General features: G+C 70.9%; 15 protein-coding genes. 6 read left to right on the forward strand and 9 right to left on the reverse strand.

Features of this window, described 5'->3' with window-relative positions; all coding sequences use genetic code 11:
• Positions 1 to 73 precede the first annotated feature (73 nt).
• From H6726_17550 to H6726_17560, 3 genes are all read right to left on the reverse strand, one after another.
• Positions 74 to 490, reverse strand: a complete 417-nt coding sequence (locus tag H6726_17550; GenBank protein MCB9659454.1) for an SDR family NAD(P)-dependent oxidoreductase — start codon at positions 488 to 490, stop codon at positions 74 to 76.
• A gap of 18 nt (positions 491 to 508) precedes the next feature.
• Positions 509 to 721 carry a hypothetical protein gene (locus H6726_17555; GenBank protein MCB9659455.1) on the reverse strand — a complete coding sequence of 71 codons (213 nt, stop codon included), beginning with the start codon at positions 719 to 721 and terminating at the stop codon, positions 509 to 511.
• Between the two features lie 197 nt (positions 722 to 918).
• Positions 919 to 1,611 carry a hypothetical protein gene (locus H6726_17560; protein ID MCB9659456.1) on the reverse strand — a complete coding sequence of 231 codons (693 nt, stop codon included), beginning with the start codon at positions 1,609 to 1,611 and terminating at the stop codon, positions 919 to 921.
• A 156-nt stretch (positions 1,612 to 1,767) separates the two neighbouring features.
• On the opposite strand from H6726_17560, the gene H6726_17565 reads away from it, so the two are divergent.
• Positions 1,768 to 2,469 carry a hypothetical protein gene (locus tag H6726_17565; protein MCB9659457.1) on the forward strand — a complete coding sequence of 234 codons (702 nt, stop codon included), beginning with the start codon at positions 1,768 to 1,770 and terminating at the stop codon, positions 2,467 to 2,469.
• A 31-nt stretch (positions 2,470 to 2,500) separates the two neighbouring features.
• Here the strand turns inward: H6726_17565 and leuA are convergent, their stop codons facing one another.
• Both leuA and H6726_17575 read right to left on the reverse strand, forming a co-directional pair.
• Positions 2,501 to 4,183: a 2-isopropylmalate synthase gene (leuA, locus tag H6726_17570; protein ID MCB9659458.1), complete on the reverse strand. Its 1,683-nt coding sequence runs from the start codon at positions 4,181 to 4,183 to the stop codon at positions 2,501 to 2,503.
• A gap of 289 nt (positions 4,184 to 4,472) precedes the next feature.
• Positions 4,473 to 5,375 carry a LysR family transcriptional regulator gene (locus H6726_17575; protein MCB9659459.1) on the reverse strand — a complete coding sequence of 301 codons (903 nt, stop codon included), beginning with the start codon at positions 5,373 to 5,375 and terminating at the stop codon, positions 4,473 to 4,475.
• Positions 5,376 to 5,437: 62 nt separating this feature from the next.
• Here H6726_17575 and H6726_17580 point away from each other — a divergent pair, with 62 nt between their 5' ends.
• Together H6726_17580 and H6726_17585 are read left to right on the forward strand one after the other, a co-directional pair.
• Positions 5,438 to 6,208, forward strand: coding sequence for a methyltransferase domain-containing protein (locus H6726_17580; GenBank protein MCB9659460.1), 771 nt, complete (start codon positions 5,438 to 5,440; stop codon positions 6,206 to 6,208).
• Positions 6,209 to 6,365: 157 nt separating this feature from the next.
• Positions 6,366 to 6,980: a DUF2914 domain-containing protein gene (locus H6726_17585; protein ID MCB9659461.1), complete on the forward strand. Its 615-nt coding sequence runs from the start codon at positions 6,366 to 6,368 to the stop codon at positions 6,978 to 6,980.
• 28 nt (positions 6,981 to 7,008) lie between these two features.
• Here H6726_17585 and H6726_17590 read toward each other — a convergent pair whose 3' ends face one another.
• On the reverse strand, positions 7,009 to 8,184 hold the full coding sequence (locus tag H6726_17590) for a sigma-70 family RNA polymerase sigma factor (GenBank protein MCB9659462.1): 1,176 nt from the start codon (positions 8,182 to 8,184) through the stop codon (positions 7,009 to 7,011).
• A 162-nt stretch (positions 8,185 to 8,346) separates the two neighbouring features.
• Between H6726_17590 and H6726_17595 the strand changes: the two genes are divergently transcribed.
• Positions 8,347 to 9,486, forward strand: coding sequence for a hypothetical protein (locus H6726_17595; GenBank protein MCB9659463.1), 1,140 nt, complete (start codon positions 8,347 to 8,349; stop codon positions 9,484 to 9,486).
• Here the strand turns inward: H6726_17595 and H6726_17600 are convergent.
• From H6726_17600 to H6726_17610, 3 genes are all read right to left on the reverse strand, one after another.
• Positions 9,446 to 10,129, reverse strand: coding sequence for a hypothetical protein (locus H6726_17600; GenBank protein ID MCB9659464.1), 684 nt, complete (start codon positions 10,127 to 10,129; stop codon positions 9,446 to 9,448). The genes H6726_17595 and H6726_17600 overlap by 41 nt on opposite strands.
• A gap of 10 nt (positions 10,130 to 10,139) precedes the next feature.
• The gene (locus tag H6726_17605) at positions 10,140 to 11,171 is read right to left on the reverse strand and encodes a hypothetical protein (protein ID MCB9659465.1); all 1,032 of its coding nucleotides are present in this window, start codon (positions 11,169 to 11,171) and stop codon (positions 10,140 to 10,142) included.
• Between the two features lie 149 nt (positions 11,172 to 11,320).
• Positions 11,321 to 12,490 (reverse strand): alpha/beta hydrolase, encoded by a 1,170-nt coding sequence (locus H6726_17610; protein ID MCB9659466.1) that lies wholly within the window; start codon positions 12,488 to 12,490, stop codon positions 11,321 to 11,323.
• Between the two features lie 56 nt (positions 12,491 to 12,546).
• On the opposite strand from H6726_17610, the gene H6726_17615 reads away from it, so the two are divergent.
• Entirely contained in the window at positions 12,547 to 13,041 is a 495-nt protein-coding gene (locus H6726_17615; protein ID MCB9659467.1) for a hypothetical protein, read from the forward strand.
• Positions 13,042 to 13,396: 355 nt separating this feature from the next.
• Positions 13,397 to 13,879, forward strand: coding sequence for a hypothetical protein (locus tag H6726_17620; GenBank protein MCB9659468.1), 483 nt, complete (start codon positions 13,397 to 13,399; stop codon positions 13,877 to 13,879).
• The last annotated feature ends 39 nt before the right edge of the window (positions 13,880 to 13,918 follow it).

Genomic DNA, 13,918 nt, shown 5'->3' on the forward strand with positions numbered 1-13,918 from the left:
GGACACCGACGCGAACGAGGTGTTCCGACGACTTGCCTGTGGTCTCTGCCGGTCGACCGCAGCGAGCCGGACGTCAGGAGCGCGCCGTCCGAGCCTGGTAGGCGCGCGTCGTCTCGTTCTTGGCCGTGATGCGCTTCTGCGCCCCCACGGCGCGCTTCAGCCTCTCGGCCCAGCGCTCTGGCACACCGCTCTCGACGACGCCGACGGGAGCCAGCCAGCGTGGCACCGTGACCTCGGGCCGACCGTGTTCGCACGACGCCACGATCTCCCGCGCGATGTCGGAGGGCCTCGACGTCGGGACACCGCGGATGTCGAGACCCGCCGTGAGGTCCGTCTGGACAGCCGAGGGCAGCACGGTCGTGATGGTGACGTTGGACTCGGCGATCTCCGATCGGATGGCGCGTGACAAGCTCGCCACACCGAACTTGCTGGCCGAGTACACCGCGGCGCCGGGCACGGTCATCTTCGCGGCCATCGAGGCCACGTTCACGATGTGGCCCCTGGTTCCTCACCGACGAGCATGCTGGCCAGGCAGCACCAAGCGCGTTCCGACGCGACGACACCGCCGAGGGTTGATCGCGATCTCGCGCAGCTGCAGCTCGAGCATCCTGCGTGCGTGTCGACGAACGCCCCGTGTGCGCTGGATCCCCGCGTTGTTCACCAGCACGTCGATGGGCCCGTGGCTGCAACGCAGCGTCCACAAGGCGCGAGCGAGACGCAAGCGGGGTCCGCGACGACACACGCGGACCGCGGTGGCTGTCGTCCCGATCGCGTCTGCCACAGCCTGGGCGGGCCGAGGATCGGCGTCGCCGATCACCACTCCAGGCGCCGGCGCGTGCCAGCGCCTCGGCCGTCGCCTTGCCGATGCCACGGCCCCCCGCCCGTGACGCAGGCGACCGCTCGCTTCCAGCGAAACGCTCACGTCGCAGCCCCCGTCGCGCGGGGAGCCCGGAGGCCGAAGTAGCCGACCACGTCCCAGCCGTGCCGGCCGCGGAGGAGTGCGCGGCCCAGGTACACCCCCGGCACGATCTCGACGAGCTCGTCGCGCGTCCGCGGGAGCACCAGCGGGTTGCCGTGCTCGGGCGCGTCGTACGTGATCGACCGCACCATGCCGTGCGGCGCCACCGGCGAGCTCTCGAGCGCGTGGTAGAAGGGGAAGCCGATCAGCTCGTCGCCCTGCGTCCGAAACGCGTAGCGAGGCAAGGCGATGGTAGCGGCGATGCGCGAGCTCTTGGTGAGGCGGTTGTAGCCCGTGCCCGCCGTGGCGGAGAAGCTCTTCCCGGTCCATCCGATGCCGCCGAGCCATTGCCCGAGCCGGACCAAACGGTCGAGCCCCACCAGCCAGGGTGAGCCGTGGAGGTTCATCACGATGCCTTCGCAGTCACCGTCGGGGGACTCGGGCGCCGTGCCCTGCGCGAAGAGCCAGGGCAGGCGATAGTGCGCCGCTGGCGCGCACAGCTCCTGCAACCATGCCCAGCCCTCGCGCTCACTCCGCTCAGGGCTGGTTTCGGCGAGACGCCGCAGGCGGGTCAGGCGTTCCTCGTCGCTCTCGCGGCGCTGGGGTGTTGCTCGTGAGGCGGCGAATGGCGTGGTGGCGTGGGTGCTGGGCATGGCTCTCGTGTGGGCGGTGAGTCGCTCGGAGCGTGGCTCCTCGAGCGGGACTCGTTCATTTTTGGTACCGATACGTACCAAAAATGAACGAGTCCTTCTGGCGTTGTCAAGCCGTGCCCGTCAGAGTCAGTCGCGTCGCAGCGTCGTCCCCAACCCATGCCCCCACCCATCCACCGCCCCTATCTCGGTGAGTCCGCCGAGCAGCGCGTCGAGACGCGACGCAAGACGCTGATCGACACGGCGTTCGCGCAGCTGTCCGACGACGGCGGTTGGAGGGGTCTCTCCATTGCGCAGCTGTGCCGGGATGCGCAGCTCAACAAGCGCTACTTCTACGAGAGCTTCTCCGATCTGGAGTCGCTGGCGGGGGCGGTCGTGGACGACCTGGCCGTCCAGTTGCTCGGCATTGGCAGTGAGGCCGCGATCGAGGCCATGAGCGCGGGCATGGACACCGCGACGCTCGCACGTCAGGTGCTCGGTCGCGTCATCGGCTGGTTGGTGGAGGACCCTCGTCGACCGAAGGTGCTGTTCACGACGATGAGCGACCACCCTCACACGCAGGCTCACCGGCAGGAGACCATCAACACGCTCGCCCAGGGCCTCTCCGCGTTCAGCCTCGACTACCACCACGCGCCTGGGCCCCTCCCCATCGCGCAGATCGGCTCCGCGATGCTGATCGGCGGGAGCGCGGAGATCATCCTCGGCTGGCTCTCTGGGCAGTTCGACATGACCTTCGACGAGCTGCTCGATGACGTCGCGGCCCTCTGGGTCGCCGTGGGCGACGGCGCCATCGCGGCCACCAAGAGGCGCCGCGACGGCGAGGGGTCGAAGGTCGAGCGGGGATCGAAGCCGCGTAGGTAGGACGCCCGGTCCGGAGCGTCGCCCGCGGACGTCACTCTGCCGCGCGCGCTGCGCCGAGCATCTGCTGCGCGCGCTCGTAGGCAACGAGGACAGCTGCCAACGACGCACGCAGGGTGTTCGTGTCGGTTCCAACGCCATGAACGACCCGCCCATCCTCGCCGCGAAGGCCGACGTACGCCGCCGCCTCCGCTTCCGCCCCGACAGCCAACGCATGCTGGCTGAAGTGGACGACGCGCAGCGCGCCTCCATCGGCGTCGACGAGCGCGTTGACGAGCGCCTCCACGGGCCCGCTGCCGACGCCGCGCAGCGCGCGGGTCTGCCACACCAACGACAGCTCCACCGCGCGGTCCTGGTCGACGGGACGAACCGCGACCTCGCCCAGCCCGAGCTGGCTCGGGGTACGCACGAAGTGGGTTTGGAACATCTGGTGCAGCGTCGCGCTGTCGACCTCGGCCTCCGCGCGTTCGCTGTGTTCCTGCACGACGCCGCTGACCTCGATGGCCACACCCCGAGGCAACACGAAGCCATGGTCCGTCTCGAGCAGGTACGCCACCCCGCCCTTCCCGGACTGGCTGTTGACGCGGATGACGGCCTCGTAGCTGCGGCCGACGTCGTGTGGGTCGATGGGCAAGTAGGGGACCTCCCACACGCCGTCCGTCCGCTCGCGTTGCGCGGCCAGGCCCTTCTTGATGGCGTCCTGATGGGACCCGGAGAACGCCGTGTACACGAGCTCGCCCGCATACGGGTGTCGGGGGTGCACCGGGAGCCTGTTGCAGTGCTCGGCCGTGCGCACCAACGCGTCGATGTCGCTCAGGTCGAGACCCGGGTCGACGCCCTGCGTGTGCAGGTTGAGCGCCAGCGTGACGATGTCCACGTTCCCCGTGCGCTCACCGTTGCCGAACAGCGTCCCCTCGATGCGGTCGGCGCCCGCCAACAGGGCGAGCTCGGCTGCGGCGACCGCCGTCCCCCGGTCGTTGTGCGGGTGCACGCTGAGCACCACGTGCTTACGGTCGGGCAAGCGCTGCGAGAACCACTCGATGCGATCCGCGTAGACGTTCGGCGTCGTCATCTCCACGGTGGCGGGCAGGTTGATCACGATCGGCCGGTTGGGCCCGGGCTGCCACACGTCCATGACCGCGGTGCAGACCTCGAGCGCATAGTCCAGCTCGGTCCCGGTGAAGCTCTCCGGAGAGTACTCGAGTACGATCTCGGTCCCCGTCATCGCCTCTGCGCGCGCTCGCACGCGCTCGGTGCCGCGCACCGCAATGTCGCGAATGCCCGCACAGTCCAGGCCGAAGACGACGCGGCGCTGGAGGGTCGACGTGGAATTGTAGAGGTGCACGATGGCGCGCCGTGCACCGACGAGCGCTTCGAACGTGCGGTCGATGAGCTCCGGGCGCGCCTGCGTCAGCACCTGGATGGTCACGTCCGCCGGGATGGCGTCTTCCTCGATCAGCGCGCGGACGAAGTCGAAGTCCGGCTGGGACGCGGCGGGGAAGCCGACCTCGATCTCTTTGAAGCCCATCGCGACGAGCGCCTGGAACATGCGCTGCTTGCGGGCGATGCCCATGGGCTCCACCAGCGCCTGGTTTCCGTCGCGGAGGTCGACGCTGCACCACGTGGGCGCGGTCGTCGTGCGCCGGGACGGCCAGGTGCGCTGCGGAAAGTCGGGCGTGGGATCGGGCTGGTACTTGTGGGATGGCATCGATGGCATGGAGCTGTCCTTGGCCGGCTCGAAGCCGAGGGGAACCGCGCCATCGCGCAAACACCCCGCGGCGGAGGGCCGGCGGGGTGGTGGAACGTTGGAGACGAAGACAACGTGAACGCGTGCGCGCTAGGCACCCCTGCCGACCGGGCATAGACCCGATAGGAGGAGGCTGTTCAGCGCGCGACGAGCGAACATGGGAGACAGCCTAGTGCGCGCCTCCGTGGATGTCCAGCGCGAGCGCGTGCGGCGCCGCGTGGCCGGGGCCCCGTGGGACGTCGACGACCGCGAGCAGCCGTCAACGCTCGGCAGCCACCCGCGCCAGCTGCATGAAGGCATCCAGCACCGGGTTGTGCGCGTCGGTGTGGGTGGCCAGCACCAGCGGCAAGGTGGCACCCGAGGTGACGCGCACGTAGCGCACGCCATCGCTGCGCATGGACTGGAGCGAAGCCGGCACCAGCGCCACGCCCAGACCCGCGGCCGCCAGGTGCACGAGCGACGCGGCGTGGCCTGCGTGCGCGGCCACGCGCAGGGGCCGCCCCTCGGCGGCAGCGAGGCGGTCCACCAGCGCGCTCAGGCTGGACCCGAGCCCCGGCGAAGGCAGCAGCAGAGGCTGGTCGAGCAGGGTCGCGAACGCGACGCGCTTGCGGCCGGCGAGCGGGTGGTCGGGGGAGAGCGCGGCGAACAGCGGCTCCCGCACGAGCACGAGGCTCGAGAGCGCGTCGGGCAACGCACCGCTGGGGCGCACGAACGCGGCGTCCACCTCGCGCTGGTGCACTGCCTCGAGCAGCGCCGCGGTGGACCGTTCGACGAGCTCGATGTGCACCTTGGGCCGCTCCTGACCCAACGTGCGGATGAGCCCGGGCACCAACGGATGGAACGTGGCCGAAGGCGAGGTGCCGAGGCGCAGGCGCCCCTCCACGCCCCCCGCCAAGCCGCGTGCGCGGGCGACCAAGTCGTCGAGCTCCACCAGCAGACGACGCGCGTCCTGCGCCACGAGGCGGGCCGCGTCGGTGGCGACCATGCTGCGCCCTCGCCGCACGAAGAGCTGGACGCGCAGGTCGTCCTCCAGCTCGGCCATGGTGCGGCTGAGCGCCGGCTGGGCGATGTGGATGCGCCGCGACGCTTCACGCACTCCCCCGGCGTCCAGCACGGCGAGGAATTGGCGAAGCCGGCGGGTGTCGACATTCGATATCTCCACAGTATCGATCGCAATCTAGCTGATATTGGTGTGCGTTCAATAGGGACCCCACACTGAAACCCATGACACACGCCACCCTCGACGCCGGCCGCACCTTCGACGCGGCCCAGTACCAACGGAACGCCGCCTTCGTGCCTCAGCTGGGCCACGTGATCCTGGACTGGCTCGACCCACGACCGGGCGAGGTCGTCCTCGACCTGGGCGCGGGCGACGGGGTGCTCACCGAAGAGCTGGTGAAGCGGGGCGCGCGTGTGGTGGCTGGCGACGCGTCTCCGTCCATGGTGGAGGCCGCGCGCGCCCTCGGGCTGGACGCTCGCTTGGTCGACGGAGAAGCGCTCACGTTCGATGGTGAGTTCGACGCCGTGTTCTCGAGCGCTGCGCTGCACTGGATGCCCGACGCGGATGGCGTCTCGGCGGGTGTGTTCCGGGCGCTGCGCCCCGGCGGTCGCTTCGTGGCCGAGCAGGGCGGCTTCGGCTGCGTCGCGGCCGTGCGCGTGGCGTTGGGCTCGGCGATGGAGCGGGCCGGTGTGGATGCGTCGGGTGCCGACCCCTGGTACTTCCCCACCCCAGAGCATCACCGCGCCGTGCTGGAGCGCGCCGGCTTCGTCGTGGACGAGATCGTGCTCGTCGCGCGGCCGACCGTGCTGAACGCGGGCTTCGCGGGTTGGCTCGAGACGTTTGGCCGCGCCCAGCTCGCGCGCGTCCCCGAGGCACGGCGCGCCGAGGTGCTCGCCCACGCCGTCGCGCGCCTCGAGGCCACGCTGCGGGACGAGCAGGGCCGCGACGTGGCGGACTACACGCGCCTGCGCTTCCGGGCGCACAAGCCCCGCTGAGCGCGGCCTTTCGGTAGCCCGCACTCGGCGGTATGGCGTGTCACGACGCCCACGCGAGTGCGGCTCTTGGTGCGCCACGGGCCGGCGGGAACGCGCGCGTCGTGAAAGGAAACTCAATGATTTCGAGATGGCACGGGTCCTGCGTTGTCGTTTGGACATGACCACACGACATCACTCCACTCTCGCGCTCTTGCTCCTCCTGGCCCTCGGCGCGCCCCAGCTGGCCGCGTGTGAGAGCAACGCCGCCGCCGCCGCTCCCGCGGCCCCGACCGAGGAGCCGTCGGGCGCGGTCGCCGTGCAGGCCCCCAGCGCGCCGCGCACCGCCCCGGCGGACGACTCGACGGAGGCCCCGTCCCCGACCGCGCCTGCCGCACTCCCCGAAGGGGTCGCGCCCCCGCGTGCCGCGCGCTTCGGTGCCAGGGGGACCACCTCCACCAGCGACACCGTGACGGTGCGCCGGCTGGTCGTCGCGCACGACGTCGTCGACCGCGAGCCCATCGTGCGCGAGGGTGCCTTCACGGCTGGCGAGGACCGCGTCTTCGCGTTCGTCGAGGCGCGCAACCCGGACGTCGCCGACGCGTCCATCCGCATCTACTTCGACGGGCCGAACGGCCAGCGTGTGGGCGACATCGGGCTCGCCGTGCCCGGCGCGCAGCGCCGCTGGCGCACCTGGGGCTTCAGCCGCTACGTGACCGCGCCAGGCACGTGGGAGGCCGTGGTGGTCGACGACGCGGGGACCGTCCTCGCGCGTGAGGCCTTCGAGGTGCGCTGAGCACGCCGCGCGTGGCTACCGGGCCTGGCTACTCGGATGGGCCGCGGTCCGGGACGTCGCCGAGCAGACGCTGGACGAACGCGTCGTCGGCGGCGTCGTCCCCCTGCCCTCCCACCAGCGTGGAGAGGAGCGCGCCGAGCATGCGGTCGAGGGTGGTGCCATCCCCGTCCGCCCCACCGGCCCGGGTCCGCGTGAGCGCGTCCGACGTGCTCGCAGCCCCCGAGTCGACCGTGGCGCCCGACGCGGGGGGCATGGCGCTGAGGGGTGCGCCCGATTCCGACCCACCGAACACCTGGGCCACGCGTGCGCGGAGCCGCGCGAACGCACCCTCGGCGCGATCGCGGCCCTGCGCACCACCACGCGCCCCCGCAGGCGCCGGCGGCCCCGGTGCCATCGCCGCGGGAGGCGGCGCGGCTCCCGCCGGAGGGCCGGCGTACGCGGGAGGCGGCGCAGACGGGGGCGGCGGACCCGCAGGGACGGCGGCCGGCGGCGGGGTCGGCATGGTGGGGACGCCCGCTGTGGGGATCGGCGTGGCGGACAGGACCGAGTTGGCCCGGTTCGACGCTGCGGGAGCCGCGGGTGCGCCCGTGCGGCGCGGGACCGGAGCCGCACCGACGACGATCGAACCGCGCAGGTCCAACGGGAGCTCCGGCGACGTGGCCCCCTCGATGGCGTCGCGCATCTTGCTCAGCGCGCGCCCCACACGCATGCGCACCGCGCCGGACTTGACCCCGAAGCTGGTCGCGATCTCTTCGAACGACAGCCCGTGCACGAAGCGCAGCAGCACCATGGCGCGGTCCCCCTCGTCGAGGGCATCGAGTCCCACACGCAGGTCCGCGTGGCGCGCCAGCAGGTCGCTCACCAACGCCACGTCGTCACTGGCATGCGCGGGCTCGCGGAGGTCCTCCTCGCGGCCCAGCGACCATGGCTGACGCGCGCTCCTCCGCAGGTGGTCCAAGCACCGATGGCGCGCGATGGTCATCAGCCAGGTGCGCGCCGAGGCCTCGCCGCGAAAGTCGGGCAAGGCCGTGAAGGCCTTGCTGAACGCGTCCTGCGCCAGGTCTTCGGCCGTGCCGCGGTCCCGCACGATGGCCGTGCACAGGTGCAGCACGTCGCGCCCGTGGGTGCGCACCAACCACTCCGCCGCGGCGTTCAGGTCGCCGCGCTCGAGGTGCGTCTCGAAGCTGTGCACAGGCGTGTTCATGGGCGCGAGGAGAGTAGACGAACCAGCCGAACGGTTTGTCACAGACTTTTTTTCTCGCGCCCCGAACCGCTCGTGACTCCGCGTACTTACGATTTTTCTGCGGGCGTGGCGTGACACTCCCCGCGGCGGCTCGTCGAGCTTGGGGAAAGGACACCCACGCTCATGACTCACCCTGCCCACAGCCCCTACCGCACCCCCGTCACCGTTCAGGCGCCCGAGCCCATGGAGGTGGCCATCGTCGGCAGCTCCCTGCAGCTGGGCGCGCTGCGCGTCACGTTCCACCGCACGCTGCGCATCCCGGACAACGGCCGGCAGTATCCGCTCCCGCCGTCGCTCGGCGCGTTCCCGCTGCTGCACGTGGACGACTACGCCGACCGCGTGCCGGAGAGCTGGCGCGAGAAGGGCGGCGTGTTCCTGCCCATGTACCAGCGCGAGGCCATGTGGATCTCGTTCAGCGGGCCCACGCACGCGCCGCGGGCCGTGCAGGTGGGCATCGGGAAGGTCTGCGCGATCACGGGCGAGCCCTTCCGCGACGCGCTGGGCGACCCCGACAAGCCCGGCCGCAAGGGCAGCCAGAACTACCTCGTGACGCCGCCGCAGCCGTGGCTCGACGGCATCTGCGCGGGGCACGGCACCATCAAGCAGTTCGTGGCCATGCCCCTCGGCTCCGGCACGACCGTGGAGGGACAGGTCACCGGTGAGGAGACGGTCGGCGGTCTGCAGCTGCGGGTCGTCGAGGCGAAGCCGGGGCGCTTCCCCGATCGGCCGCGCATGACGCACACGGGAGGTTTCCCGATGGTGCCGATGCCGTGCTCGGCCGCGGGTGGCTCCCCGATGGCGCCGATGGCGTCCTTGGGCGCAGGTGGCTTCTTCGACGCGATGCTGACTCCCTCGTGCGCGCCGATGGGGCCCGCCCCCAGCCGCAACCGCGCTGCGAGCATGGGCCTCGCGGCGGGCGGAAAGATGAAGCAGAAGGTCTACCCGGACCCGCACGGGCTCGACACCTGGGACCTCTCGCGCAGCACGCGCTGCTTCGTGCACCTGTGCAACAGCGAGCTGTACGCCGAGATCACCGGTCAGCCCGCGCCCCCCTCGCCCATCAGCGCCAGCAGCTACAAGGCGCACGGCCTGCCGTGGTTCGACCTCTACGACGAGGGCGCGTCCGCGCTGGACACCACGAGCAAGCTGGCGGGCGTGAAGAGCCTGGGGGAGCTCGACGCCGAGCAGGGGTTGCCCACGGACCCCGCGCACGAGGGTCTCTTCACGAAGGTGAAGCGCCTGGTGCGCGACGGCGTGTGGTGAGCGCCACGACGAGCAGCCACGCGAGGTCGAGCCCGGTCACCAGCTTCTGCTCGGCGGCGATGCCCGCGCCCCAGGCGGGCCCACCGAACAGCTCGGCCAGGTAGTGTCCGAAGTGGAGCAGCGAGGCCCCGTAGGCGACGGCGGTGAGCAGCCGCAGGGTCCTCTCCGCACGCGCGAGCGCTGCGGCGGCCAGCGTGAACGCCACGAGCGCAGGCCCCGCGGCGAGCCCCACGACCAGGAAGTGCAGCCGCCCATAGCGGTCCGCTGGCGTGAGGGGGATCGCGATCAGGGCCAAGCAGGCCACCGCGGCGAGCGCGCGCGTGGCGCGTCGTGCGCGAGGCAGGTCACGCTCCCCGAAGGCCCCACCCGCGCACCAGAAGCCGCAGAAGATGGCCAGCACCGCGCCCAGCGCACCGACCTGCGCCAGCAGCGCCCCCGTACGGTGGTCCGCGCCGTCGAGCGCTCGATCGCGGTAGAGGTCGCACCAGTAGTTGTGCACCCACGAGTAGCCGGGCGCGTTGGGGTCCGCTCCGCTCCCGCCCGAATAGCTCGCGGCGGACGCACCGGTGAGAGCCACGAAGGCCGTCACACCGAGCACCACCAGCACCGCGGGTAGACGCCTCACGCCAGATGCAGCGCTCATGAGCGGCACGTCACGGCACGAAGCGCGCGTCGCGCAGGGCGGCGAGCCATGACGCGGCCGAGGCCCCCGCAGGGACCGTCAGCTGCACGTGCGCGTAGTAGCCGTGCCCGACGTCCTCCATGAGATCCAGCCGTGTCGCGCCGTCTTCGAGCGCGATGGCGTAGAAGCGGGCCGGCGCACCGAACACGTCTTGCTCGATGATGTCCGTGGAGGTGCGGATGTTCATGGGGTGGCCCCCGAAGTAGACGAAGCCGGTCACGCGCGGCGCGCCGAAGGGCAGCAGGTCGAACAGCCGATACACGACGAAGTCGGGCCCGGGCTGGGTCAGCAGCGTGCCCTGCGGAGGGAGCGTGACCTGCAGGTGGCGCGTACCCGCCTCGAGCGTCTCGGTGGCACCCGTAGCGAGCGAGCGCCCCCCTGCCCGCAGGGTGCGCGCGGAGCGCAGCGCCAGCTCGACACACGCGTCGTGGTCGCGTCGCGCATCCCCGCTGGTCTGCGCCGCGGCCGGGTTCACGTAGAACGAGAGCACCTGCAGGCTGCGGTCGCGCCCGATCACGAACAGGGTCAGCACGCGCACCGCTTCGCTCGACGTGTCCAACACGCGCGGCACGAGGCGCAGCGCCTCCACGCCGTCACCGAGGACGTCCATGCGCTCGAGGTCGTCCCCGGGGAAGGCCCGCGCCGCCTCTTCCTGCACCCGCGTGACGACGTCGGGGCCAGCGGTGGCGAACAGCTCGTAGCTCATCACCACCAGCTTGTCCTCGCCCTCCTCGAAGTAGAGCCGCGTCTCGCTGCGCTCTGGCTCCGGGGCGCCCATGATGTTCCACGCACGTGGCTGCGCGTAGGCTCCTTCGAGCGGGCGGATGTACAGACGGTCGCCCAAGAGCGGCAGCTCCGCGCCGAGTGGACGTCGGCCCATGGCGCCGCACGCGGGCTGCGCATCAGCCACAGGGCTCGGGAGGCGAGGCGCAGGGATGTCCGTGGCGCGCGCGAAGACCCCGTTCGGGGCAAGCTCCGAGGGCGTCGCCGTGTCGGCCGCCACGGCGCTCACCACAGCGGCTGGCTCCGGTCCGGCAGGCTGGGACCCTGAGCGCGCGCCACCGCAGCCAGACGCCGCGGATGTTGCGCCGAGTGCAAGAACGAGAGCGAGGCGCGCGCGCGAGCGCGGCGCAGAGGTGCGCGAAACGGACGTCACTCGGCAGCCTCGAGGACGGCCGCGATAAAGTGCACGAGCGCCAGCTGCTCGCGCAGGCTCGTCTCTGCCGTCTCGGCGTGGCGCAGCGCCGCGCTCACCAGCAGCCGCGTACCTGCAGGCAGCTCGGCGGCGAGGTGCAGGCTCTCCGTCGGCGGGACGATGGGATCCTCCGCGCCGTGCAGCACCATCACGGGCACACGCAGCCCGCGCAGGCGCCCCGCTGGGGAAGCCGCGTCGAAGGTGGCGCGGCGATCCGACAAGAGCGAGAGCAAGCCGGGCGCGAGCGACGTGGGTCGCGATGGCGCGCGCGCCTCCTGCAATACGGCGCGAGCGTCCGGGGACAACGCTGCGGCGCGCTCGTTGGCTTCCCGCCAGTGGTCATGGAGCGCGAGGTCGAGCGCTTCTCCCGCGACGTCCGCCTCGGCCGCCGGGAAGAAGCGTGCAGGATCGGCGTGCACCAACAGGCCCACGCCGTACGGGTGGGGCTCGTGCGTGACCGTCTGCCCGTCGGGCCCCTGAGCGGGCTCACCTGCGAACCAGCGCACAACGCGCGCGAGGTCGTGATGCGCGCCCACGGGCACCACGAACGCAAACGCGCCTTGGTCGGCGCTCGCAGCGCGCAGCGCCAGACCGCCGGCAAAGGAGATCGCCATCACGCCCAGCGCGCCGGTGCGCTCGCGCGCCATGAGCGCACGCATCGTCTCGCTCAGCTCGCTGGCCGTGCGGGGGTCGAGTGAGAGGGCCTTGAGGCGCGGCTGATCGGGCGTGTGGACCACCAGCCCGGCCGCGGAGAGAGCGCGGGCGAGCGCGACCAAGCGTGGCTCGTCGTAGCCCAGAGGGTGCATGCCGTGCGCGAGCACCAGCTGTCCGCTGGGTTTGCGCGTCGGCCGATAGCTGCGCAGGGGGCGCCCCGCCACGACGGACTCCTCCACCTGGACCTGGTCCGCACGATACGACGCCAGCCACCCGCGCTCTTCGGCCGCCGCGTCGCCCTCACCAAAGCGCAGCAAGGCGCCTGCCGCCCGCAGGTGGCGGTCTACGGACAGGCCCGCCACGAGGCCCAGACCGAGGACGATCAGGAGCCCCGCCCAGCGCATGCGGCTCCGCGCCGTGACACGCGCCGCGTCATCGGGTCCGACCGAGGGGGAAGCGTCCCTGCGCAGCATGACCAGCAGCATAGACGCCCCAGCGTGAGCCGACCAACTGGCGCTATGCTGCGCCCATGGTCGTCAGCGTCCGCAGCCCGAGCCCCGCATCGCTCACCGTCCTCCACCAGGACGCCACCCTCTCTGTCGGAGCCTACGCGAACGTGCACCTGTGCGTGTACCGTGGCGAGCTCACCCTTTCGGGTCTCGAGACCGCCAACGACCATCATCGGGCGCTCATGGCGCGTCATCCCCGCACGCTGGTCCTGGGCCTCGCGCAGCACAACCTACCGCTTCCGAGCGCGGAGGTGCGCCAACGGGGTGCGCACCTGATCGACGAGAACGGCTCCCACGTGCTGGCGGCCGCCATGGTGCTGGCTGGCACGGGCTTCTGGGCGAGCGCCGTGCGCAGCGTGATGACGGCCTCCTTCGCCCTGGCGCGCCAGCCGTACCCGTCGAAGGCGTTCGCGACCGGCGTCGAAGCCGGCGAGTGGTTGTCGCGCTTCGACGCTGGGACCGTGTTCGGTCCCGAGGCCCTCGCGCAAGCGCTGGAGCGCCTCGAGCGAGCCTGAGAGTCGCGCTCGCCACGCCGCAAGCGTCACCAAACGGCGCTCGTTCGTACACCAGAAAACTGAAAAGATCGGCCATACGACCGACCTGGACACGAGGTTTCTGTATTTTGTTGCACATACGGCCGATGCGTTGTTATCGTACGAAATGTGCACACAAGACTTGGGTCGTTGTGTGCCGCACGCTGCCCCCGGCCACGTGAACGTCAGTAACCGCGACCAAGTGGTGCGTATATCGTCGTTTGTGTCACTGAGGGTCTAACCGGTCGAAAGCCACCTTGGTGCTCTGAGAGAGGGATATCTCATGGGATCTTCAAGCGCATTGACTCCCCGTGCGGGGACGCCGTTCGCCTATGGCGTGGACTACTTGGAGCAGATGGTCGAACAGGAGGTGCGATCTTGGTATCGCACATTCTACTACTGGTCACGCGGTCTCTGTCCACGAGAAGAGAGCGGCGCGAGGCCCATCTTCAACGCACTTGCGGACGACTTTCGTGTGCTTCTCACAAGCGGCAACATGATGAGCAAGTCCGAATACTGGGAGCGACTTCTCTCACTCCATGGAGTACGTCGAGGTGACCCTCCATCGCAAATCGTAAACCTCGAGATGGCGCGCATCGAGACCGATCACGTGCTTGTCACGTTCGATCTGTACAAGCGCGGTGTAACCAAGAAAAAGTTCGATAGCGCTCTACTCAGACGCGACATCTCGATGCCTGGTGGGGTAGCCTGGGTCTATGTCCACGAGAGCGCGCACGAGATGGGCGTGGAGCCCGTCCTCGAACCCGACCACCGCGGCGGGCTGGTGACGCGACGCGCGACGGGTGGCTCGGCGTCCTGAGCCTCCACGAACCCGCCATGAGACGGCGACACAGAGAGA

The sequence above is a fragment of the Sandaracinaceae bacterium genome (genome assembly GCA_020633055.1).
GTDB lineage: Bacteria > Myxococcota_A > Polyangia > Polyangiales > Houyiibacteriaceae > JADJJE01.

Bases quoted from the DNA above. Each gene is read 5' to 3' on its own strand.
- H6726_17560 (MCB9659456.1), bottom strand. From the start codon at position 1,611: ATGCCCAGCACCCACGCCACCACGCCATTCGCCGCCTCACGAGCAACA.
- H6726_17565 (MCB9659457.1), top strand. From the start codon at position 1,768: ATGCCCCCACCCATCCACCGCCCCTATCTCGGTGAGTCCGCCGAGCAG.
- leuA (MCB9659458.1), bottom strand. From the start codon at position 4,183: ATGCCATCGATGCCATCCCACAAGTACCAGCCCGATCCCACGCCCGAC.
- H6726_17580 (MCB9659460.1), top strand. From the start codon at position 5,438: ATGACACACGCCACCCTCGACGCCGGCCGCACCTTCGACGCGGCCCAG.
- H6726_17585 (MCB9659461.1), top strand. From the start codon at position 6,366: ATGACCACACGACATCACTCCACTCTCGCGCTCTTGCTCCTCCTGGCC.
- H6726_17590 (MCB9659462.1), bottom strand. From the start codon at position 8,184: ATGAACACGCCTGTGCACAGCTTCGAGACGCACCTCGAGCGCGGCGAC.
- H6726_17595 (MCB9659463.1), top strand. From the start codon at position 8,347: ATGACTCACCCTGCCCACAGCCCCTACCGCACCCCCGTCACCGTTCAG.
- H6726_17600 (MCB9659464.1), bottom strand. From the start codon at position 10,129: ATGAGCGCTGCATCTGGCGTGAGGCGTCTACCCGCGGTGCTGGTGGTG.
- H6726_17610 (MCB9659466.1), bottom strand. From the start codon at position 12,490: ATGCTGCGCAGGGACGCTTCCCCCTCGGTCGGACCCGATGACGCGGCG.
- H6726_17615 (MCB9659467.1), top strand. From the start codon at position 12,547: ATGGTCGTCAGCGTCCGCAGCCCGAGCCCCGCATCGCTCACCGTCCTC.